Origin of the sequence: Streptomyces taklimakanensis (assembly GCF_009709575.1) — a bacterium.
GTDB lineage: Bacteria > Actinomycetota > Actinomycetes > Streptomycetales > Streptomycetaceae > Streptomyces > Streptomyces taklimakanensis.
Genome location: NZ_WIXO01000001.1, coordinates 5,178,553 through 5,199,221 on the forward strand (window position 1 = coordinate 5,178,553; position 20,669 = coordinate 5,199,221).

At 72.5% G+C, this 20,669-nt stretch carries 16 protein-coding genes, 1 tRNA gene and 1 pseudogene; 14 read left to right on the plus strand and 4 right to left on the minus strand.

Features of this window, described 5'->3' with window-relative positions; all coding sequences use genetic code 11:
• The first annotated feature begins 78 nt into the window (after positions 1 to 78).
• A pseudogene (locus F0L17_RS22790) lies at positions 79 to 949 on the plus strand (IS5 family transposase).
• 903 nt (positions 950 to 1,852) lie between these two features.
• Positions 1,853 to 2,239: a tyrosine-type recombinase/integrase gene (locus F0L17_RS27795; RefSeq protein WP_338018180.1), complete on the plus strand. Its 387-nt coding sequence runs from the start codon at positions 1,853 to 1,855 to the stop codon at positions 2,237 to 2,239.
• Positions 2,240 to 2,362: 123 nt separating this feature from the next.
• Here F0L17_RS27795 and F0L17_RS22800 read toward each other — a convergent pair.
• Positions 2,363 to 2,436: transfer RNA gene (locus F0L17_RS22800), tRNA-Pro, on the minus strand.
• A 427-nt stretch (positions 2,437 to 2,863) separates the two neighbouring features.
• Here F0L17_RS22800 and F0L17_RS22805 point away from each other — a divergent pair.
• The 6 genes from F0L17_RS22805 to F0L17_RS22830 all read left to right on the plus strand — a co-directional run bounded on the left by F0L17_RS22805 (position 2,864) and on the right by F0L17_RS22830 (position 9,649).
• A complete protein-coding gene (locus F0L17_RS22805) occupies positions 2,864 to 4,210 on the plus strand; it encodes an FAD-dependent oxidoreductase (RefSeq protein WP_162466584.1) in 1,347 nt (448 codons plus the stop codon).
• Between the two features lie 340 nt (positions 4,211 to 4,550).
• Positions 4,551 to 5,312, plus strand: coding sequence for a DeoR/GlpR family DNA-binding transcription regulator (locus F0L17_RS22810; RefSeq protein WP_338018181.1), 762 nt, complete (start codon positions 4,551 to 4,553; stop codon positions 5,310 to 5,312).
• Positions 5,313 to 5,440: 128 nt separating this feature from the next.
• Complete coding sequence (locus tag F0L17_RS22815) at positions 5,441 to 6,799, plus strand: ABC transporter substrate-binding protein (protein ID WP_155072513.1); 1,359 nt, start codon at positions 5,441 to 5,443, stop codon at positions 6,797 to 6,799.
• Positions 6,796 to 7,779: a carbohydrate ABC transporter permease gene (locus tag F0L17_RS22820; protein WP_155072514.1), complete on the plus strand. Its 984-nt coding sequence runs from the start codon at positions 6,796 to 6,798 to the stop codon at positions 7,777 to 7,779. Before F0L17_RS22815 ends, F0L17_RS22820 begins: the two co-directional genes overlap by 4 nt.
• Positions 7,776 to 8,663 (plus strand): carbohydrate ABC transporter permease, encoded by an 888-nt coding sequence (locus F0L17_RS22825; RefSeq protein WP_155072515.1) that lies wholly within the window; start codon positions 7,776 to 7,778, stop codon positions 8,661 to 8,663. The genes F0L17_RS22820 and F0L17_RS22825 overlap by 4 nt, the downstream gene beginning before the upstream one ends.
• Positions 8,660 to 9,649 (plus strand): alcohol dehydrogenase catalytic domain-containing protein, encoded by a 990-nt coding sequence (locus tag F0L17_RS22830; protein WP_162466585.1) that lies wholly within the window; start codon positions 8,660 to 8,662, stop codon positions 9,647 to 9,649. Before F0L17_RS22825 ends, F0L17_RS22830 begins: the two co-directional genes overlap by 4 nt.
• A gap of 9 nt (positions 9,650 to 9,658) precedes the next feature.
• On the opposite strand, the gene F0L17_RS22835 is transcribed toward F0L17_RS22830, so the two are convergent.
• Complete coding sequence (locus tag F0L17_RS22835) at positions 9,659 to 11,080, minus strand: lipase maturation factor family protein (RefSeq protein ID WP_155072516.1); 1,422 nt, start codon at positions 11,078 to 11,080, stop codon at positions 9,659 to 9,661.
• A gap of 89 nt (positions 11,081 to 11,169) precedes the next feature.
• Positions 11,170 to 12,366, minus strand: a complete 1,197-nt coding sequence (locus F0L17_RS22840) for a thiolase family protein (RefSeq protein WP_155072517.1) — start codon at positions 12,364 to 12,366, stop codon at positions 11,170 to 11,172.
• 288 nt (positions 12,367 to 12,654) lie between these two features.
• On the opposite strand from F0L17_RS22840, the gene F0L17_RS22845 reads away from it, so the two are divergent.
• Positions 12,655 to 13,632 (plus strand): acetylxylan esterase, encoded by a 978-nt coding sequence (locus tag F0L17_RS22845; RefSeq protein ID WP_155072518.1) that lies wholly within the window; start codon positions 12,655 to 12,657, stop codon positions 13,630 to 13,632.
• A gap of 69 nt (positions 13,633 to 13,701) precedes the next feature.
• Here the strand turns inward: F0L17_RS22845 and F0L17_RS22850 are convergent, their stop codons facing one another.
• On the minus strand, positions 13,702 to 14,967 hold the full coding sequence (locus F0L17_RS22850) for an extracellular solute-binding protein (RefSeq protein WP_155072519.1): 1,266 nt from the start codon (positions 14,965 to 14,967) through the stop codon (positions 13,702 to 13,704).
• Between the two features lie 281 nt (positions 14,968 to 15,248).
• Here F0L17_RS22850 and F0L17_RS22855 point away from each other — a divergent pair, with 281 nt between their 5' ends.
• The 5 genes from F0L17_RS22855 to F0L17_RS22875 all read left to right on the plus strand — a co-directional run bounded on the left by F0L17_RS22855 (position 15,249) and on the right by F0L17_RS22875 (position 20,499).
• Positions 15,249 to 16,847: an ABC transporter substrate-binding protein gene (locus F0L17_RS22855; RefSeq protein ID WP_155072520.1), complete on the plus strand. Its 1,599-nt coding sequence runs from the start codon at positions 15,249 to 15,251 to the stop codon at positions 16,845 to 16,847.
• A 92-nt stretch (positions 16,848 to 16,939) separates the two neighbouring features.
• Complete coding sequence (locus tag F0L17_RS22860) at positions 16,940 to 17,908, plus strand: ABC transporter permease (RefSeq protein ID WP_155074054.1); 969 nt, start codon at positions 16,940 to 16,942, stop codon at positions 17,906 to 17,908.
• Positions 17,909 to 18,024: 116 nt separating this feature from the next.
• Positions 18,025 to 18,837, plus strand: coding sequence for an ABC transporter permease (locus F0L17_RS22865; protein WP_155074056.1), 813 nt, complete (start codon positions 18,025 to 18,027; stop codon positions 18,835 to 18,837).
• Entirely contained in the window at positions 18,834 to 19,820 is a 987-nt protein-coding gene (locus F0L17_RS22870) for an ABC transporter ATP-binding protein (RefSeq protein WP_420802447.1), read from the plus strand. Before F0L17_RS22865 ends, F0L17_RS22870 begins: the two co-directional genes overlap by 4 nt.
• Positions 19,813 to 20,499 (plus strand): ABC transporter ATP-binding protein, encoded by a 687-nt coding sequence (locus F0L17_RS22875; protein ID WP_155072521.1) that lies wholly within the window; start codon positions 19,813 to 19,815, stop codon positions 20,497 to 20,499. The genes F0L17_RS22870 and F0L17_RS22875 overlap by 8 nt, the downstream gene beginning before the upstream one ends.
• Positions 20,500 to 20,669 lie beyond the last annotated feature (170 nt).

Below are 20,669 nucleotides of genomic sequence, written 5' to 3' on the forward strand. Positions count from 1 at the left end.
AGACGCTGGCAGAGCGTGCTCCCGCCGGTCGCACCGCACGCCTGGGCGTACGCCCCCGAGCGGCGGTATGTCCGGGGCATGGCCGAGCGTCGTGCGTATCCGAGTGATCTGTCCGACGCCCGCTGGGCGTTGATCGAGCCAGTGCTGACCGCCTGGCAGGCCGAGCGACGCCGGCATGCCCTTGCCATCGGCCACCCGCCCACCCACGAGCTGCGCGAGACCCTGAACGCGATCTTGTACGTGGACCGTACCGGGGTGCAGTGGCGCTACCTGCCGCACGACTTCCCGCACTGGAACACGGTCTACGGCTACTTCGCCAAGTGGCGGCAGGACGGCGTATTCGCCCAGCTCAACGGCCTGCTCCGGCAGTTGCTACGGGAGAAGGAAGGACGGGACGGCGAGCCATCGGCCTGCGTGATCGACGCCCAGAGCGTCAAAACCTCCACCAGCGTCCCCGTCTCCAGCCAGGGCACCGATGCCGGAAAGAAGATCATGGGACGCAAACGGAGCATCGTCACCGAAACGCTCGGACTCCTGCTCGCGGTGCTGGTCACCGCGGCGAGTGTGCAGGATTCCGCGGCCGGCACCCGTCTCCTGGACCAGGTTGCCGCCGAGCCCCCCCGGCATCCGCAAGGCCTGGGTCGACGGCGGCTACCGCCAACACCTCGTCGAACATGCCGCCGCCCTCGGCATCGACATGGAGATCAGCGCACGCGCACCGCGGACCAGGGGCTTCATCCCGATCCCGAAGCGGTGGGCCGTCGAGCGCACCTACGGCCGGCTCATGCTCCACCGCCGCCTCGCCCGCGACTACGAAACCCTGCCCATCCGCTCCGAAGCCATGATCCACCTGGCCATGACCGACCTCATGGCCCGCCGCCTCACCGGCGAGAACACCATCTCCTGGCGCGACCCCACAAAGCCGCACCAACTGCATATTCCGGGATGAAACACCAGGAGAAAACGACCTCTAAGCGCCGTGGTCGTCAGGACAAACACTGCCTGATGCGGCACTGGTCGACCGGATACGGAGTGCGATCGGTGAAGTGCTCACCGAGGATGTCCGCGACCTCGGCCCCGACCTGCTCACGATCGCGTGGCTGTTCCGGTCGCGGCCTATGGCGGCGGCGCTCCTCGTCGGGTGCGGCTCGCCGTCACGTGGCAGCGGGGCGCCGGGGGTCAGTTGATGCAGCCGGAGGGTGTGCTCGGACAGCGCGGTCCTGGATCCGGGAAGCTCAATCCCGGGTGTCTTGCTCACCGGCGGACGGAGGACTCGATTCTCTTGATCATGTCCAGGAGACTGCCATCCCCGTGCCCACCGCGACAAGCCTTTTCCGCCGGCATCGTGATGCACCAGCCCTGACCGCCAGACGCGCCCATGGTCAACGGTGTGCGGCCTCGATCCGAGATCCAACGATCCGATCAGAGCTTTCGCAACTCGATGGTGCCAGGCGAGGGCGCGTGTCGATCAATCTGCTGAAAGACAAGGAATCTGGCGCGCGCCGGTAGCAGTGTGCGCGAGGCCCTGCTGTCCGGCCGCTGCACCCGGACACGTTGAGCAGTGGGCAGCAGCGCATCCCCTCACATCCGTCAAGGGGGTGACCCTGGTGGTACTAGTGGGCAGGGCGGGGTGATCGCGTTGCACGCGCCGTGGTCCACTCTCTGTCCCAGGAGGCGGCTGCCCACATGGCGAGAGAGCGTCCTCGACCATGGAGGCGAGTCCGGTGGCGTACCAGGCTGCGGGCGGCCGGTGTACCGGCGCTATGGCTGTCGTGATGCGGACGGCGGACAGCCGGGGACTCGTTGTTGGCGGCTACACGCGGGGGTCAGATACGACTCGTGGGCGTTCGCAGTGTCCCTGCCGCAGCCGGGTGGTCGCCGCCGCGGGCGGTGTCGTAGCGGCTCCGCGACCCGCGCCGGGACCGAGGCCGCCCGCGCGGCGCTGGGGCCGCAGGCTCCGCTGGAGGGGCTGGTGTTCTGCTGGCCCGACGGCTCACCGCTGCGTCCTCAGCAGGTGCTGGTGACCCTGCGGCACACGGCCGCCACAATCATGATCAGCTCCGGTGTACCGCCGGCGGTGGTCTCCAAGACGCTACGGCACTCGACGCTGTCCACCACGGTCAACCTCTACGGCCACCTGCTGCCCCACGCCGCCCGAGACGCGGTGCGGGCCCTGGGCCGCGCACTGGAGCGCGCCGACCGCGACCACGGGCCGACCGGAGCGGTCCAGGCCGCGTGAGCTGCGGCGCCGGACGATGACGGGTGACCGGCCGACCTGGGCGGTGGCATCACCTGAGCATCACCGTCACCCGAACGCGAAACAGCGGGCCCGCCGTATCCGGTGGACCCGCTGGTCACAATGTCGGGACGACAGGATTTGAACCTGCGACCCCTTGACCCCCAGTCAAGTGCGCTACCAAGCTGCGCCACGTCCCGTTGCTCCCTCGGTTCGGGATCTTGCCCCTCGCCGAGCGCGCACAGAAACCATACCGCATTCCGCGGGGTGCTCGTGCACGCCCGGGGCGGGAAGGGGAAGATCGCGGACGTCTTCGGGACCGCCCTGAGCGGCACCTCTCCCGGCCGTGGCGCGGGAGTGCCCGTCGGCCCTCGCGGCCCGGGGCGATCGCGGAGGCGGTCGTTCCTCGGGCACGGGCGCGGGGCGCGCCCGGTGGCGATCACCGGGGGGCGGAGGGGCGCGGCCCCACCGCCCCGGCCGGGCGTGGGAGCGGTTCCCCCGAGTGGTCACGGTGTGTGTCCGGTCGGGACGCCGTTGTCGTCGACGGTGTTTCCGTCTGGTTTGCCCTGGCTCTGGTGGGAAACGCGGTTGCCCTGGCCCGTTGGTCCCGAGGACTGGAGTTCGCACGTGAGCCGTTCCCGGATTGTGATCGTCGGAGCCGGCTTCGCCGGCTACCAGACCGCCAGGACGCTGTCGCGGAAACTCCGCGGGGCGGCCGAGATCGTTCTGGTGAACCCCAACGACTACTTCCTCTATCTGCCGCTGCTGCCGGAGGTCTCGGCCGGGCTTCTGGAGGCTCGCCGGGTCTCGGTGTCCCTGGCCGGGACGCTGCCGAAGGTGCGGCTGGTGCTCGGCGAGGTCCATGGGGTGGACATGGACGGACGCACGATCACCTACACCGACCCCGAGGGGAGCGAGCGGCGGCTGGACTACGACCGTCTCGTCCTGACCGTCGGAAGCGTCAACAAGCTGCTGCCCATCCCCGGTGTGGCGGAGCACGCGGTCGGGTTCCGGGGCATGCCGGAGGCGCTGTACCTGCGCGACCACATCAGCCGGCAGGTCGCCCTCGCCGCCAACGCCGAGGACGCGGAGGAGTGCCGGGCGCGCACCACCTTCGTGGTCGTCGGCGCGGGCTACACCGGCACCGAGGTCGCCGCGCACGGCAAGATGTTCACCGATTCCCTGGCCCGTCAGCACTCCCGCAGCCCCGGTGGCATGCGGGCCGACGCCAGGCCCCGGTGGATGCTGCTCGACATCGCCGACCGCGTGCTGCCCGGACTGGACGAGAAGCTGGCGCGGACGGCGGACCGGGTGCTGCGCCAGCGAGGGGTGGAGGTACGGACGGGGACCTCGGTGAAGGAGGCCACCAAGGACGGGGTCCTGTTGAACACCGGGGAGTTCGTCCCCACCCGCTCGCTGATCTGGTGCGTGGGTGTGCGCCCCGACCCGCTGGTGGAGCAGCTCGGGCTGCCGACCGAGAAGGGCCGGCTGATCGTCGACGAGTACCTGAACGTCCCCGGTCACCCCGAGGTGTTCGCCTGCGGCGACGCGGCCGCCGTGCCGGATCTGACCAAGCCGGGTGAGTACACCGCGATGACCGCCCAGCACGCCCACCGGCAGGGCAAGACGGCCGCGAACAACATCCTGGCCTCCTACGGCGTCGGTGCCCGCCGCCCGTACAAGCACAGCGATCTGGGGTTCGTGGTGGATCTCGGCGGTCTCCAGGCCGCCGCCAACCCGTTGGGCGTGCCGCTGTCGGGGCCGATCGCCAGCCTCGTCACCCGCGGTTACCACCTGGCGGCGATGCCGGGGAACCGGGTACGGGTGGCCACCGACTGGCTGCTGGACGCCGTGCAGCGCCGGCAGGCCGTCCAGTTGGGGGTGCTGGACGCCTGGTCGGTGCCGCTGGACACGGCCTCGCCCGAGACGGCCCGGCTGCCCGGCGGGGGAGGGACCGCCGCACGGAACCGGTAGGGAAGCAGGTGGGGCGGCGGACCCCGCCCGTGCCACGGATGCCCGCCGCGGGCCGGAAACGGCCCGCGGCGGGCATCCGTGTGTCGCGCTGTGGACGGTGAACGGGCGCGGATCGGGCACCCGCGGGCGGGCATGCGGGCACGCCCGGATGTCGCGCGGCGCGCCTCGGCTGCGGATTCGTCGACGAGAGGTCTCCGCGAAACGGGCACAAACGGTCACCATCCCCGTGGGGAGGAGCCTGGCCAGGCCCTCCCACGGACTGTACAAATCTCCCCACGGGCCCGAACGGGCGCCTTCGGGACCGTGTGTTCGGAGGGAAGTCGACGCAGGGAGGTGCGGGGTGAACGCCGAGGAGCGGCAGCGGGAGATCCTCTCCAGGGCCCGCCGCGCGGGCTCGGTGGAGGTCGTCGCGCTCGCCGAGGAGCTGTCCGTCGCCCGGGAGACCATCCGGCGCGACCTGAGGATCCTGGAGGGACACGGTCTGGTACGGCGCACCCACGGGGGCGCCTACCCGGTGGAGAGCGCCGGTTTCGAGACGACCCTGGCCTTCCGCACCACCCTGCACGTACCCGAGAAGCGGCGGATCGCCGCAGCCTCGGCCGACCTGCTGGGCGAGGCCGAGACCGTCTTCGTCGACGAGGGCTTCACCCCGCAGCTCATCGCCGACGCGCTGCCGCGCGACCGCCCGCTGACCGTCGTCACCACCTCCCTGGTCACCGCCGGGACGCTGGCGAAGGAGGAGAACTTCACCGTCCTGCTCCTCGGCGGCCGGGTGCGGGGCGGGACCCTGGCCACCGTCGACCACTGGACGACCCGCATGCTCTCCGGGTTCGTCATCGACCTGGCGTACGTCGGGGCCAACGGCATCTCCCGCGACCACGGGCTCACCACGCCGGACCCGGCGGTCGGCGAGGTGAAGGCCGCGGCCGTCCGGTCCGCGCGCCGCAGGATCTTCGTCGGAACGCACACCAAGTTCGGGGCGGTCGGCTTCTGCCGGTTCGCGGAGGTGACCGACTTCGAGACGATCGTCACCGGCGTCGCGCTGCCCCCCACCGAGGCCCACCGCTACTCGCTCATGGGCCCGAACGTCATCCGGGTCTGACCCCTCTCCGACACCTCCACGCCGCGATCCCCACATCCCGACCCCCGTACCGCACGCGAGCACCCCGCGGGCGGCACGGCACCGCACGCCCGCGACCGGCACTTCCCCACCAGGCAAGGAGCACCGTCATGCGCAGACAGACCCGACACGCGGCACGCGCGCTGACCGCCGCAGCGGCGGCCGGAACCCTCCTCGCGGCCTGTAGCGGAGCCGGTGGGACCGGCTCGTCCGGCGGCGACGCCATCAACGTGCTGATGGTCAACAACCCGCCGATGGTCGAGTTGCAGAAGCTCACCGCCGAGCACTTCACCGAGGAGACCGGCATCGAGGTCAACTTCACGGTCCTGCCCGAGAACGACGTCCGCGACAAGATCGGCCAGGACTTCTCCAACCAGGCCGGCCAGTACGACGTCGCCACCATCAGCAACTACGAGACGCCCATCTACGCCGCGAACGGCTGGCTGCACGCGCTGGACCCGTACGTGGAGAAGGACGAGAAGTTCGACCAGGAGGACATCCTGGCGCCGATGCGGCTCTCGCTCACCGGGGAGGACGGCAGGCTCTACGCCCAGCCGTTCTACGGCGAGTCGTCCTTCCTGATGTACCGCGAGGACGTCTTCGACAAGCACGGCCTGACCATGCCCGACAAGCCCACCTGGCGGCAGGTCGCCGACCTCGCCGCCGAGGTGGACGCCGCGGAGGAGGACATGGAGGGCATCTGCCTGCGCGGCCTGCCCGGGTGGGGCGAGGTGATCGCCCCGCTGACCACCGTCGTCAATACCTTCGGCGGCACCTGGTTCGACGAGGACTGGAACGCGCGGCTGACCTCGCCCGAGACCACCGAGGCCGTGGAGTTCTACGTCGACCTGGTGCGCGAGCACGGCGAGGCGGGCGCCGCCCAGGCCGGGTACGCCGAGTGCCTCAACAACATGACCCAGGGCAAGACCGCCATGTGGTACGACGCCACCGCCGGCGCCGGGTCGCTGGAGGCCGACGGCTCCCCGGTCAAGGGGAAGATCGGCTACGTGCCGGCCCCCGTGGAGAGGACGGACGGCTCCGGATGGCTCTACACCTGGGCGTGGGGCATGCAGAAGGCCTCCGAGAACCCCGACGCCGCCTGGAGGTTCATCTCCTGGGCGTCGAGCAAGGAGTACGAGGAGCTGGTCGGCGAGGAGATCGGCTGGGCCAACGTTCCCGCCGGGAAGCGCGCCTCCACCTACGAGCGTCCCGAGTACCGCCGGGCGGCCGGCGCCTTCGCCGACGTGACCCGCGACGCCATCGCCGGGGCCGACCCGGAGAACCCGGGAGTGCAGGAACGGCCCGCCCCCGGCATCCAGTTCGTGGGCATCCCCGAGTTCACCGATCTGGGCACCAAGGTCTCCCAGGAGATCAGCGCCGCCATCGCGGGGCGTCAGTCCGTCGCCGAGGCGCTCAGGGCCTCGCAGCGGCTGGCCGAGGAGGTCGGTGGGGAGTACCGGAACCGATGACGACCACCACACCCCCGGCGGCGCCCTCCTCGCCCACCGCCGTTCCGCCCCGCGCCCCGGCGCGGCCGTCCCCCGCCCCCGGTGGACGGTTGCGGGCCTGGGCCGGCCGCGCCCCTCTGATGCCCGCGTTGGTCTTCCTGGTCGTGGTCACCCAACTGCCGTTCGCGGCGACGTTGGTGATCTCCTTCTTCGACTGGTACGCCCTCGACCCCGCCGCCCGGGAGTTCACCGGCCTGGCCAACTACGGCTCGGTGCTCTCCGACCCGGCCATGCGGTCCTCGGTGGTCACCACGGCGCTGTTGACCGCCACCGTGGTCCTGGTCTCTCTCGCCCTCGGACTCGCCCTGGCGCTGCTGATGGACCGCGCGTTCCGGGGCCGCGGCGTGGTGCGCACCATGCTCATCGCGCCCTTCCTGATCGTCCCCGTCGCCGCCGCGCTGCTGTGGAAGCACGCCCTGTACAACCCCGAGTACGGGCTGCTCAACGGCTCCCTGTCCTGGGCGGCCTCGCTGGTGGGCGTGGAGCGCCCCGTCCAGCCCGACTGGATCTCGGACCTGCCGCTGGCCGCGGTGGAGGCGGCGCTGGTGTGGCAGTGGACGCCGTTCATGATGCTCGTCCTGCTGGCCGGACTGCAGAGCCGGTCACCGGAGATGGTCGAGGCGGCCCGGCTGGACGGTGCCGGGAGTTGGCAGATCTTCCGCCACCTGACGCTGCCGCACCTGCGGCGCTACCTGGAGCTGGGGGCGCTGCTGGGGTCGATCCACATCGTGCAGCACTTCGACGCGGTGTTCACCATCACCGCCGGGGCGCTGGACACCGCCAACCTGCCGTACACGATCTACCACACCTTCTACCGGGCCCACGAGTACGGACTGGCGTCCGCCGCGGGCGTCCTCGTCGTCATCGGCTCGATCGTCATCGCCACCTTCGCCCTGCGGGTGGTCTCGTCCCTGTTCGGTGAGGAGGCATCCCGGTCATGACGGTCACCGCGCCCTCCCCGGCCCCCGCCCGGGCCACCGCCGTGCCGCCGGCCGTACGCCGTGCCCGGCGCCGGAGCGCCGCGCTCGGGGTGCTGGCCTGGCTGGTGGGAATCGCGTTCTTCCTGCCGGTCGCCTGGATGGTGCTCACCTCGCTGCACTCCGAGGCCGACGCCGCCACCAACCCGCCCTCCGTCGCCGCGTCCCTCACCCTGGACGGCTACCGCGAGTTCTTCGGCGCCACGGGCGGGGCGAGCCCCTGGCCGCCGCTGATCAACTCGGCCATGGCCTCGGTGTTCTCCACCGCGGCGGTGTTGCTGCTGGCGTTCCCGGCGGCGTACGCGCTGTCCGTCCGGCCGGTGCGCAGGTGGCGGGACGTGTTGTTCTTCTTCCTGTCCACCAAGATGCTGCCGGTCGTGGCCGGTCTGCTGCCGGTGTACCTGTTCGCCAGGAACGTCGGCATGCTCGACAACATCTGGCTGCTGGTCGTCCTCTACACCTCGATGAACCTGCCGATCGCGGTGTGGATGATGCAGTCCTTCCTCGCCGAGGTACCCGTCGCCCTCATCGAGGCGGCCCGACTCGACGGGGCGCGGCTGCCCACGGTCCTGGGCCGGGTCATCGCCCCGGTCGTGGGGCCCGGCATCGCCGCCACCGCGCTGATCTGCTTCATCTTCAGCTGGAACGAGATGTTGTTCGCCCGGGTCCTCACCGGGGTGACCGCGCAGACCGCGCCCGTCTTCCTGACCGGGTTCATCACCAGCCAGGGGCTGTTCCTGGCGCAGGTGTGCGCCGCCTCGGTCGCCATCTCCCTGCCCGTGCTCGCCGCGGGGTTCGCCGCCCAGGACAAGCTGGTCCAGGGCCTGTCGCTAGGAGCCGTCAAGTGAAAGCCGCCGTCATCGAGTCCGTCGGCAAGGCCGTCCTGACCACCGTCCCGGACCCCGCCCCGGGGCCGCGCGAGGTGGTGGTGAAGGTCGCCGCCTGCGGACTGTGCGGAACGGACCTGCACATCATGCAGGGGGAGTTCGCGCCCTCGCTGCCGATCGTGCCCGGCCACGAGTTCGCCGGTGAGGTCGTCGGCGTCGGCGGTGAGGTCACCGAGGTGACGGTGGGCGACCGGGTGGCGGTGGACCCCTCGCTGTACTGCCACGAGTGCCGCTACTGCCGCAACGGCCGCAACAACCTGTGCGACCGCTGGGCCGCCATCGGCGTCACCGTGGCGGGCGGCGCCGCCGAGTACGCCGTCGCTCCGGTGGCCAACTGCGTGAGGCTCCCCGACCACGTCGACGTCCAGGACGCGGCGCTCATCGAACCGCTGTCCTGCGCGGTGCGCGGCTACGACGTGCTGTCCGCGCGGATGGGCGCCCACGTGCTGATCTACGGCTCCGGCACGATGGGCCTGATGATGCTGGAGCTGGCCAAGCGCACGGGCGCGGCGGGCGTGGACGTCGTCGACGTCAACCCCGAGCGCCTGGCCACCGCCAGGGCGCTGGGCTGTTCGGGCGCGGCGCTCGGGGCCGACGAGTTCGACCGCCCCCGGGGCTGGGACGTCGTCGTGGACGCCACCGGCAACGCGGCGGCCATCCAGGACGGGCTGGGACGGGTGGCCAAGGCGGGCACGTTCCTCCAGTTCGGGGTCTCCGACTACGCCACGACGGCCACCATCGAGCCGTACCGGATCTACAACCAGGAGATCACCATCACCGGCTCCATGGCGGTGCTCCACAGCTACGAGCGCGCCGCCGAGCTCTTCGCGACGGGGATCATCGACCCGAAGGTCTTCATCAGCGACCGGCTGCCGCTGGAGAGCTACCCGGAGGCGCTGGAGCGGTTCGCGGCGGGAGCGGGACGGAAGATCGTGGTGGTGCCCTGAGGCCCGCTCTCACCCGGGCTCCGAGGCCCGCCGGGAGACCGGCGGGCCGTACGGCCCGACCAACTCGCGGTCCCACCAGGCGCCCGTGGACCGCAGCTCCCGCCAGGTGGTGAAGCGGTAGCGGTACAGCAGGGCGCGCACATGGGCGGGCGGCGCGTCGGGGAAGGGATCGGTCCGCAACAGCCGCAGCACGTCCCGGTCGCTCTCCAGCAGCTTCCGCAGCAGCCGCGTGAACCACGGGGCGGCGTAGGAGGGCGAGAGGGCGGCGAACCACATCATCCAGTCCAGCCTCAGGTGGTACGGCGCCCACTGGCGCGGCAGCCTGCGCACGTCCCCGGGCTTGCCGCGGAACTCGTACTCCCGCCACCGCGTCGTGTCGGTGACCTCCTCCTCGTCGGTGCCCTCGATCACCACCTCGTGGCGCAGCCGCGTCACGCTGCCGAAGGCACCGTAGGTGTTGACCAGGTGGAGCCGGTTGAAGGAGCGGTTCATCTCCTGACGGCGCGAGAGCATGTTCCGCACCGGCCACCAACTGAGCACCGCCACCAGGACCGTCACCGCGATCACGGCGACCTCGAACCACAGGGGCGTCGGGCCGTGCGCGGGGGCGTCGTGGACCGACGAGGTGTCCACGGCGGACAGGGCGAGCACGATCGTGAGCCAGTTGAGCCAGGAGAAGTTGCCGGACGCCACCAGCCACAGCTGGGTGCCCAGCACGGCCAGGGCGGCGCCGGTCGCCACCGGCTGGGGGGCGAACAACAGGAACGGGACCACGAGCTGGGTGACGTGGTTGGCCGCCACCTCGACCCGGTGCAGGGGCCTGGGCAGATGGTGGAAGAACCAGCTCAACGGGCCCGGCATCGGCTGTGTCTCGTGGTGGTAGTCCAGGCAGGTGAGCCTGCGCCAACAGGCGTCGCCCCGCCACTTGATCAGCCCCGCGCCGAACTCCACCCGGAACAGCAGCCAGCGCAGCAGGAGCAGCGTGGGCAGGGGCGGCGCCACCCCCGCGTTGCCCAGGAAGACCGCCAGGAAGCCGGCCTCCAACAGCAGCGACTCCCAACCGAAGGAGTACCAGGTCTGGCCGATGTTGACGATCGACAGGTAGAGCACCCACAGCAGCGCCCACATCGCCATGGAGACCGCGAGCGGCACCCGGTCGGCCGCGCCCAGCGTCACCGCGGCCGACAGCGCGGCGCCGGTCCAGGCCACGGCCGCGAAGAAGCGGTCGGAGTAGTGCCGGTGGAACAGGCTGGGGGAGGCGCGGAAGGGGACCCGACGCAGGAAGGCCGGGGCCGGGGTCAGGCCGCGCTCGCCGATCAGCGCCCGGAACTGCAGGGCGGCCGAGACGAACGCGACGAGGTAGACGGCGGCCAGGGCCCGTTGCAGGACCGTCCGGCTCAGCCAGTACTCGGGTGCCGCGAACCACTCCATGGCGCAGATGGATACCACCCGGTGCCGCCGTCATGCGGCGGCACCGGGCGCGGCGCGGGGCCGTACGGGTGACCGTCGGCCCCGCGCGCTCAGCGTTCCAGGACGAGGGCCTGGCCCTGGCCGACGCCGATGCACAGGGCGGCGAGGCCGGTGCCGCCGCCGGTGGCGGCCAGGTGGTGGGCGACGGCGCCGGCCAGGCGTGCGCCGGAGGCGCCCAGGGGGTGGCCGATGGCGATGGCGCCGCCGTGGGGGTTGACGAGGGCCGGGTCCAGCTCGGGCCACTCGGCCAGGCAGCCCAGGACCTGGGCGGCGAAGGCCTCGTTGAGCTCGACGGTGGCCAGGTCGGTGAAGGCGCGGCCGGCCTTCTCCAGGGCCCGGTGCACCGCGTCGACGGGGCCCAGGCCGAAGAGGTTGGGCTCGACGGCGGTGGTGGCGGAGGCGCGGACGCGGGCCAGGGGCTCGCGTCCGGTGGCCTTCAGACCGGCGGCGTCGGTCAGCAGCAGGGCGGCGGCGCCGTCGTTGAGGGGGGAGGAGTTGCCGGCCGTCACGGTGCCCTCCTCGGGGCGGAAGGCGGGCTTGAGGCGGGCCAGGGCCTGGAGGGAGGTGTTGTCGCGGATGGTCTCGTCGCGGTCCAGGTCCACGCCGTCGACGGGGACGACCTCGCGGGCGTAGTGGCCGTCGGCCCAGGCACGGGCGGCCTTGTGGTGGCTGGCCAGGGCCCAGGCGTCCTGGTCCTCGCGGGTGATGTGGTGCTTGTCGGCGACCTGTTCGGCGCCCTCGCCCAGGGAGACGGTCCACTGGGGCGGCATGTTCGGGTTGGTCATGCGCCAGCCCAGGGTGGTGGAGTACATCTGCGCGTGGCCGGCGGGGTGGCCGCGGTCGGGCTTGGGCATCACCCAGGGGGCGCGGGTCATCGACTCCACGCCCCCGGCGATGGCGACCGACGCGTCGCCGACGGCGATGGCGCGGGCGGCGTGGACGACGGCCTCCAGACCGGAGGCGCACAGGCGGTTGACGGTGACGCCGGGGACGGTGACGGGCAGGCCGGCCAGGAGGACGGCCATGCGGGCGACGTTGCGGTTCTCCTCGCCGGCGCCGTTGGCGTTGCCGAAGACCACGTCGTCGACGCGGGCCGGGTCCAGGTCGGGGGTGCGGTCGACCAGTGCGCGCACCACGTGCGCGGCCAGGTCGTCCGGGCGCACTCCCGCCAACGCCCCGCCGTACCGTCCCACCGGGGTACGCACCGCATCCACCACATACACATCACGGAGGAGATCGTTGGCCATGGCAGTGATCCTGGCAGGGCGGTCCCCGGATGACCAGGACGGGGCGGGACGCGTGGTCGATCCCACAGCCGTCGGTTCGAACGGCTGGGCGGAGGCACCGTGGACCTCAGGGGAGCGCGGGAGCGGCGCGGAGCGCTCGCGGGGGCCGTGCGCGCCGACGCCGGACGTCGGAGACCGGCCTGTCCCGTGGTGCCCCGGGTAGTCGTTGACCTGGGACGCGCCCGGTCGTAGGTTCTCCGGGGAAAGCGCTTTCTGTCGTTTGTCGCTACGAGGGGACGGGACACCCGCATGCCGCTGACCGATCTTCCGCTGGACCAACTGCGCGACTACCGACCCGAGGTGGCCGAACCCGAGGACTTCGACGACTTCTGGTCCAAGACCCTCGCCGCCGCGCGGGCCGCCGCGTCGGGCCCGGCGGAGTACCGGCGGGTCGAGGACGCGCCGCTGACCACCGTCGAGGTGTTCGACGTGCGCTTCCCCGGCTGGGGCGGCCAGCCCGTCGCCGCCTGGCTGATCCTGCCGCGCGGCGCGGACGGGCCGTTGCCCGCGGTGGTCAACTACATCGGTTACGGCGGGGGCCGCGGCCTGTACATCGAGCACCTGTTGTGGAGCGCGGCCGGTTACGCCACCTTCGTGGTCGACAGCCGGGGGCAGGGCCACGACACCCCCGACCCGGAGCCGGCGACCACCCCGCAGTACGTGGGCGGGTTCATGACGCGCGGGTTGGACGACCCGGCCAACCACTACTACCGGCGGTTGGTGACCGACTGCGTGCGCGCGGTGGACGCGGTGCGCGACCACCCCGCGGTGGACCCGGAGCGGGTGGTGGTCGCGGGCGGCAGCCAGGGCGGCGGACTGGCCCTGGCCGTGGCGGGGCTGGCGTCGCGGCAGGTGGCGGCGGCGCTGGTGGACGTGCCCTTCATGTGTCACTACCGGCGCAGCGCCGAAGTGGCCTCGGCCGGCCCCTACCCGGAGATCGCCCACTACCTCGGAGTGCACCAGCGCACCGATCCCGAGTCCGTCTTCGCGACCCTGAACTACTTCGACGGGCTGCACTTCGCGCCCCGCGCCACCGTTCCCGCGCTCTTCAGCGTCGCCCTGATGGACCCGGTCTGCCCGCCTTCGACGGTCTTCGCCGCCTACCACCGCTACGCGGGGACCGACCGCGACATCCGGGTCTGGCACTTCGGCGACCACGGCGGCGGCCGCGCCTCGCAGCCGTACGAGCAACTGCTGTGGCTGCGGGAGCGCGGTCTGACGGCCTGACCTCCGGGAGCCCGGCCGCCGCGGTGGCCGGGCCCGGCCCCGGAGGACGAGGGGTTCTGGGAGGCCGGCTCAGCGGCGGCCGCCCAGGATCCTGGTGATCTCCTCGGACGCCTCGCGCGCCGCGGTGGCCGGGTCGGCGCCCAGCAGCACCTTCGTCTGGTACTCCTTGATCGGGTTGTCGGCCTCCAGCCTGCCCCACCGCGGCGAGTTGGGGGTGGCGTGGCCGTTGCGCGCGCCCTGGGCCATCGCCGCCGCGCCGGGGTCGTCCCGCAGCGCGTCGGTCAGCTCGGTGCTGTTGGGCACCACGCTCATCGTCCGGGCCAACTCCCGCTGCCACCTCTCGCCGGTGGCCAGCTTGACGAAGGAGTACGCCTCCTCCTGGTCGGCGGCCTTCTCGGGGATGATCAGCACCGAGCCGCCGGTGAAGACCGCGCCGGGCTCGTCCTTCGTCTTGCCGGGGATGGGGAAGAAACCGAGCTTGCCGGTCAGCTCGGGGTTGGCCTCGGTGATCAGCTCCGCGGCGCCGGGCACGTCGATCAACTGCGCTATCCCGCCCTCGGCGAAGACACCGCGCTGCTCGGGGTCGGCCTCGTCGGAGTCGACGGGGCCGGCGCCGAGGGCCTGGAGTTGCTTGTAGAACTCCATCCCGCGCAGCGCCTCGGGAGTGTGGAGCGCCCCCGACCACTGCCCGCTGAGCTCGGTGGCCAGCTCGCCGCCCTCGTCCCAGATGAAGCCCGCCAGGACGTACCAGTTCTGTCCGGGCAGGTAGATGCCCTGCTGTCCGGGGCGGTCGAGACGCTCGGTGACCTCGATCCACTCCTCGCGGGTGGTGGGCGGCGAGGTGATGCCGGCGCCTTCGAAGAGGTCCTCGCGGTAGATGACGACGCGGTTGGCGGCGTAGAAGGGGACGCCGTACTGGTATCCGTCGATCTTCCCCGGCTCCTCCAGGCCGGGGATCCAGTGGTCGCCGCCGAGGTCGCCGACCTCGATGGTGAGGTTGCGGACGCCGCCGGCCTCCACGTACTGGGCGACCTGGGTGTTGCCCACCTCGATCACGTCCGGGGCGTCACCGGAGTCGAGGGCCGCGGTGACCTTCTTGTCGATGCCGGGCCACTCCTGGACGGTGACCTTCACCTCCACGCCGGGGTTGCGCCGTTCGTAGTCCCGGACGAGGCCGTCGGTGAGGTCCTCGGAGAGGCTGCCCCGCATCAACCAGACGTCGAGGGTCCTGCTCTCGTCCCCGGCGGTGTCGTCGAGCAGGCCGCAGCCGCCGAGCAGCAGCACGGTGGACGCGAGGACGGAGGCGAGGGGCCGGACGGGCTGGCGAACGGGCATGACAGTCCCCTGGAGGTTGCCGTGGTACATGGGCGTGTGGGGGGCCTGCACAGATTTGGCACACACCAATGAGGGGGTCAAGGTCTAGTCCAAAGCCGGCTCAGATAAACCGGTTCGGAATCCCGTTTGTGACCGTCGGGTGACCGGAGGGTGATCAAAGCGTCGCGATCCCGTCCGCGCGTCGCACGGGCGGGGAGGGGTGGCGGGCGGGGTGGCGCGTTCCTGATGTTTAATTGCAACCTGCTTGCAACAGGAGACCAAGGGCAACAGGGGTGTGGATCATGCGAGTCCGGGCGATACGGACGACCGCCGTCGCCGCGGTGGCCGGGGCGGTGCTGGCGGGCACGGGAGCCTGCTCCGCGCCGTCCGGCGGCGGTGGAGGCGCCGACGGAGCGGGCGCCTCCCTGGTCGTGGGCATGGCCCAGGAACCGGAGACCCTCAGCCCCCTGCTCGGCTACGGCAAGGACGGCAACTCCAAGATCTTCGACGGACTGCTGCGGCACGACGCCGAGATGGAGCTGCGCCCCGCCCTCGCCGAGAAGCTCCCCGAGGTGAGTGACGACGGCCTGACGTACACCTACACCCTGCGCGACGGGGTGACCTTCAGCGACGGCAGCCCCTTCGACGCCGAGGACGTGGTCTTCACCTACGAGACCATCCTCGACGAGAAGACCAACAACCCCTCCAAGGGCGAACTGGACGCCCTGGAGAGCGTCACCGCCCGGGACGAGAACACCGTCGTCTTCCGGCTGAAGTACCCCTACGCGGCCTTCGCCGAGCGCACCGTCCTGCCCATCGTCTCCAAGGAGGCGGTCGAGGGACAGGACGTCAACACCGGCCCGTACAACACGGATCCGATCGGCACCGGGCCCTACGTCCTCACCGGTTGGAGTCAGGGCGAGAAGCTCACCTTCGAGGCCAACCCCGACTACTGGGGCGGTGCGCCGAAGGTCGAGAAGCTCACCATGGCCATCATCAAGGACGACGACGTCCGCGCCACCCGACTGCGCTCCGGCGACCTCGACGCCGCCGTCCTGCCGCCCGCCCTCGCCGACACCTTCGGCGAGGACGGGGGGAAGCGCGTGATACGGGCGAGGACCGCCGACTTCCGCGCCGTCACCCTGCCCACCGCGAACCCGGTCACCGGCGACCGGGCCGTCCGCCGCGCCCTGGACGTCGCCGTGGACCGGAACGCCATCGTCGACAGCGTCCTCAACGGCGCGGGGCGGGCCGCCTACGGGCCCGTGCCCACCGACAGCCCCTGGTTCGCCAAGGGCACCGAGCGCCGCCACGACCCCGAGCGGGCGGAGGAGATCCTCGCCGAGGCCGGCTGGCAGCCGGGCGAGGACGGAGTGCGCCGCAAGGACGGCCGGCGCGCCGCCTTCACCCTCTGGTACCCCTCCGGCGACCGGCTCCGCCAGGAGCACGCCCTCGCCTACGCCTCCGACGCCAAGAGGATCGGCATCGACATCACGGTCGAGTCCGGCACCTGGGAGGTCATCGAGCCGCGCATGGAACACGACGCCGTCCTCTCCGGCGGCGGCAGCCCGGCCGACCCCGACTTCGACCTCTACCCGCTGCTGCACTCCTCCCTCGCCCTGGACGGCTTCAACAACATGGCCGCCTACGACAACCCCACCGTCGACCGCGCGCTGGAGGAGGGCCGCCGCTCCGGCGACCGCGACACCCGCGCCGAGGCCTACGCCACCGTCCAGCGCGAACTGGCCGAGAACCCCGGCTACACCTTCCTCACCCACATCGACCACGTGTACGTGATGGACGACGCCTGGGAAGGCGTCACCACCCAGGTCGAGCCCCACGACCACGGCCTGGGCGCGGGCCCCTGGTGGAACGTCGAGGACTGGCGGCCCAAGCGGTGACATCGCCCGTGAAGGAACCGGCCCCGACGCCGGCGGGAGCGGAACCGGGAGCGCACGGCCGCCGCCCCCGCGCGGGGCTGGCCTGGGTCCCCATGGCCCGGTTGGTCGGACGGCGCGCCCTGGCCGCCGTCCCCGTCCTGGTCGCCGTGACGCTCGGCGTGTTCGCGCTGGCCGCCGCCTCCCCCTTCGACCCGGTGCGCCAGTACGCCGGGAGCGCCGGACTGCGCGCCTCCCAGGACACCCTCGACCAGCTCCGCGAGAACCTCGCCCCGGACGGCCCGTTCACCGAGCACTGGTGGCGCTGGCTCACCTCCGCCCTCGGAGGCGACCTCGGCCAGTCGATCTCCCTGCGCCAGCCCGTCACCCAGGTCGTCGGCGAGCGGCTGGGCTGGTCGATGCTGCTGTGCGCGGTCGCGTTCGCCCTGGCGGTGGCGCTCGGCACCGCCCTCGGCGTCGCCGCCGCACGCCGCCAGGGCGGATGGCTCGACCGTTGCGTCACCGGCGCGGCGTACGTCCTGCAGGCCGCCCCGCCGTTCTGGCTCGGGCTGCTGGCCGTGTGGTTCTTCGCGCTCCACCTCGGCGTGCTGCCCGCCGGAGGACTCACCGACACCGGCGAGGACACCGTCACCGCCGGGTCGCTGATCCGCCACCTGGTGCTGCCCGCCACCGTGCTCGGCCTCTCCCAGTTGCCCTGGTTCGCCCTCTACGTGCGCCAGGGCGTCGCCGACGCCCTGCACGAGGACCCGGCGCGCGGAGCCCGCGCCCGCGGCCTGCGCGAGCGGACCGTCCTGCTGGGCCACGCCCTGCGCTCCGGGCTGCTGCCGGTGCTCACCCTCGTCGGCACCCGGATCCCCGAACTGATCACCGGCGCCCTGCTGGTGGAGACCGTCTTCAGCTGGCCCGGCATCGCCTCGGCCACCGTGAAGGCCGCCACCGCCGGCGACTTCCCGCTGCTGGCGGCGGTCACGGTGCTCGCCACCGCCGCCGTGCTGGCCGGCAACCTGCTGGCCGACCTGCTGTACGCGCTGGCCGACCCCCGGATCGACCTGGAGGCGATGTGACCGCCCCCGCCCCGTCCTCGTCCGCGCCCACTGGGCCCACCGGGCCCGCCCGGCCCCCGGCCGACTGGCACACCCCCGCCGACGGGGGACGTCCGGGCCGCACCCGCGCCCGCACGCTGCGCACCCGCGGCTCGGCCGCGCTTGTCGCCGTCACCGTCCTGGCCGTGGTGCTCGTACCGCCGCTCTTCCCCCTGGACCAACAGGCCGTCGACCTGGCCGCCAAACTTCGGCCCCCCTCCCCGGACCACCCCTTCGGCACCGACGAGATGGGGCGCGATCTGCTGCTGCGCTGCGTCTACGGACTGCGGGTCTCCCTGCTGGTCGGGGTGGTGGCCGCGCTGGTCGCCACGGTCGTCGGCATCGCCGTCGGCGGCCTGGCCGGGGCGCTGGGCGGCCGCGTCGACCGGCTGGTGATGCGGATCGTGGACGTCTTCGCCGCCGTGCCCCACCTGTTGCTGGGCATCTTCATCGTCGCGATGTTCCGGCCCGGCGTCTGGCCCGTCATCGCCTCCGTCGGCCTCACCCACTGGCTGTCCACCGCCCGCATCGTCCGTGCCGAGGTGCACTCGTTGCGCACCCGTCCCTTCGTCGACGCGGCGATCTCCGGCGGTGCGTCGCGCCGGCGGGTGGCCGTACGGCACCTGTTGCCCGGGGTGCTGCCGCAGGCCGGGCTGGCGGCCGTGCTGATGGTCCCGCACGCCATCTGGCACGAGTCCGCGCTCTCCTTCCTGGGCCTGGGCATCCCCGCCCACCAGGCCAGCCTCGGCACCATGGTCGAGTCCGCGCGCGGCACCCTGCTCGCCGGCGCCTGGTGGCCGGCCCTCTGGCCCGGGCTGTTCATCGTCGTCCCCACTCTCGCCGTCGCCGGGCTCGCCGGCGCCTGGCGTGAGCGGATCAACCCGCGTCGCCGATCGGAGCTGATGCTGTGACAGCGCACTCCTGCCACCTCTCCGTACGGGAGCTGTCCGTACGGTTCCGCATGGGCGGCGGGCGCACCGTCGCCGCCGTGACGGACGTGTCCTTCGACCTGGCCGCGGGGGAGTGCCTGGCCCTGGTCGGCGAGAGCGGGTGCGGCAAGTCGGTGCTGGCCTCGGCGTTGCTGGGCCTGCTGCCCGGCAACGCGCAGACGCGGGGCGCCGCCCTGCTGGACGGCCTCGACCTGCTCACCGCCGGTGAGCGCGCCCTGGCCCGCACCGTGCGCGGCCGCCGCATCGCCCTGATCCCGCAGAGCCCCGCCGCCCACCTCACCCCGGTGCGCACCGTCCGCTCCCACCTGGAGGAGACGGTGCGGGAGCTGACCGACGCCCGCGGACCGGAACTGCGCGCCGCCGTCGAGCGGGCGGCCGAACGCGCCGCGTTCCCCGCCGACCACCTCGACCGGCACCCCCACCAGCTCTCCGGCGGTCTCGCCCAGCGCGCCGCCACCGCCCTCGCCCTCGTCGGCGACGCCCCCCTGCTGATCGCCGACGAGCCCACCACCGGGTTGGACCGCGACCTGGTCGACCGCACCGTCGACGAACTGCGCCGCCAGGTGGACGCGGGCCACGGACTGCTCGTCATCACCCACGACCTGGCCGCCGCCGAGCGCGTCGCCGACCGGGTGGCGGTGATGTACGCCGGCCGCGTCGTCGAGATCGCCGCCGCGGAGGACTTCTTCGGCGAGCCGGGGCCGGGACACCCCTACGCCCGCGGTCTGCTGGAGGCCCTGCCCGAGCGTTCCTTCGTCCCCATCCCCGGCATGCCACCGGAACTGGACGCCCTGCCCGACGGCTGCGCCTTCGCCCCCCGCTGTGACCGCGCCACCGATGCCTGCGCCGCCGTACCCGCCCTGAGGGCCGGGTCCGGCGGCCTCGACCGGGCGGTCGCCTGTCACCACGCGCACTCCCGGAAACCGGAGACCGCCGATGCCTGACACAGCGCTCGAACCGGCGTCCGCCCCGGCGCTCGAACTGCGCGACATCACCACCGGGTACGACCGCCGCGTGCCCGTGGTGCGGGAGGTGTCCCTGACCGTCGCCGACGGTGAGGCCGTCGGGCTGCTCGGCCCCAGCGGCTGCGGCAAGTCCACCCTCGCCCGTGTCGCCGCCCTGCTCCACCGCCCCTGGTCGGGCACCGTGCGGCTGGCCGGCCGGACGGCGCGCGGCTTCCGTCACCGCGCCCCCCGCGAGCTGCGCACCGGTGTCGGTGTGGTCTTCCAACAGCCCCGCCTCGCCGCCGACCCCCGCCTCACCCTCGCCGACCTGATCGCCGAACCCCTGCGCGCCACCGGACGCCGGGCCGAGATCCCCGAGCGCCTCCCGGAACTGGCCGCCTCCGTCGGCCTGGGCGACGACCTCCTCACCCGCCGCCCCCACGAGGTCAGCGACGGCCAACTCCAACGCGCCTGCCTGGCCCGCGCGCTGGTGCTGCGTCCGGGACTGCTGGTCTGCGACGAGATGACCGCGATGCTGGACGCCTCCACCACCGCCGCCCTCGTCGCCACCGTGGAGCGGTACCGTCGGGAGCACGGCGCCGCGCTCCTCGCGGTCGGTCACGATCGGGTGCTCCTGGAGCGCTGGTGCGACCGGGTGGTGGACTTCCCGGCCGGCTGACGGGGGCCACCCCGTCCGGCAGGGGCCTTCGCGCGGTCCGTCGACAGCCGTGGACCCTCCGAACACTGTTACGATCCCGGCACACAACGCATGGGGTTCGTACGGGAGTTCGTCCGGGGCTCCGGTCTCCTCGACGGTGACCGTTCCCCTCCCCACGCGGCCGGATTCTT

What these genes read in the sequence shown, in the direction of transcription:
- F0L17_RS22820 (WP_155072514.1), top strand. Translation starts at nt 6,796, where the DNA reads ATGACGACCACCACACCCCCGGCGGCGCCCTCCTCGCCCACCGCCGTT.
- F0L17_RS22850 (WP_155072519.1), bottom strand. Translation starts at nt 14,967, where the DNA reads ATGCCCGTTCGCCAGCCCGTCCGGCCCCTCGCCTCCGTCCTCGCGTCC.
- F0L17_RS22815 (WP_155072513.1), top strand. Translation starts at nt 5,441, where the DNA reads ATGCGCAGACAGACCCGACACGCGGCACGCGCGCTGACCGCCGCAGCG.
- F0L17_RS22855 (WP_155072520.1), top strand. Translation starts at nt 15,249, where the DNA reads ATGCGAGTCCGGGCGATACGGACGACCGCCGTCGCCGCGGTGGCCGGG.
- F0L17_RS22845 (WP_155072518.1), top strand. Translation starts at nt 12,655, where the DNA reads ATGCCGCTGACCGATCTTCCGCTGGACCAACTGCGCGACTACCGACCC.
- F0L17_RS22840 (WP_155072517.1), bottom strand. Translation starts at nt 12,366, where the DNA reads ATGGCCAACGATCTCCTCCGTGATGTGTATGTGGTGGATGCGGTGCGT.
- F0L17_RS22825 (WP_155072515.1), top strand. Translation starts at nt 7,776, where the DNA reads ATGACGGTCACCGCGCCCTCCCCGGCCCCCGCCCGGGCCACCGCCGTG.
- F0L17_RS22860 (WP_155074054.1), top strand. Translation starts at nt 16,940, where the DNA reads ATGGCCCGGTTGGTCGGACGGCGCGCCCTGGCCGCCGTCCCCGTCCTG.
- F0L17_RS22835 (WP_155072516.1), bottom strand. Translation starts at nt 11,080, where the DNA reads ATGGAGTGGTTCGCGGCACCCGAGTACTGGCTGAGCCGGACGGTCCTG.
- F0L17_RS22875 (WP_155072521.1), top strand. Translation starts at nt 19,813, where the DNA reads ATGCCTGACACAGCGCTCGAACCGGCGTCCGCCCCGGCGCTCGAACTG.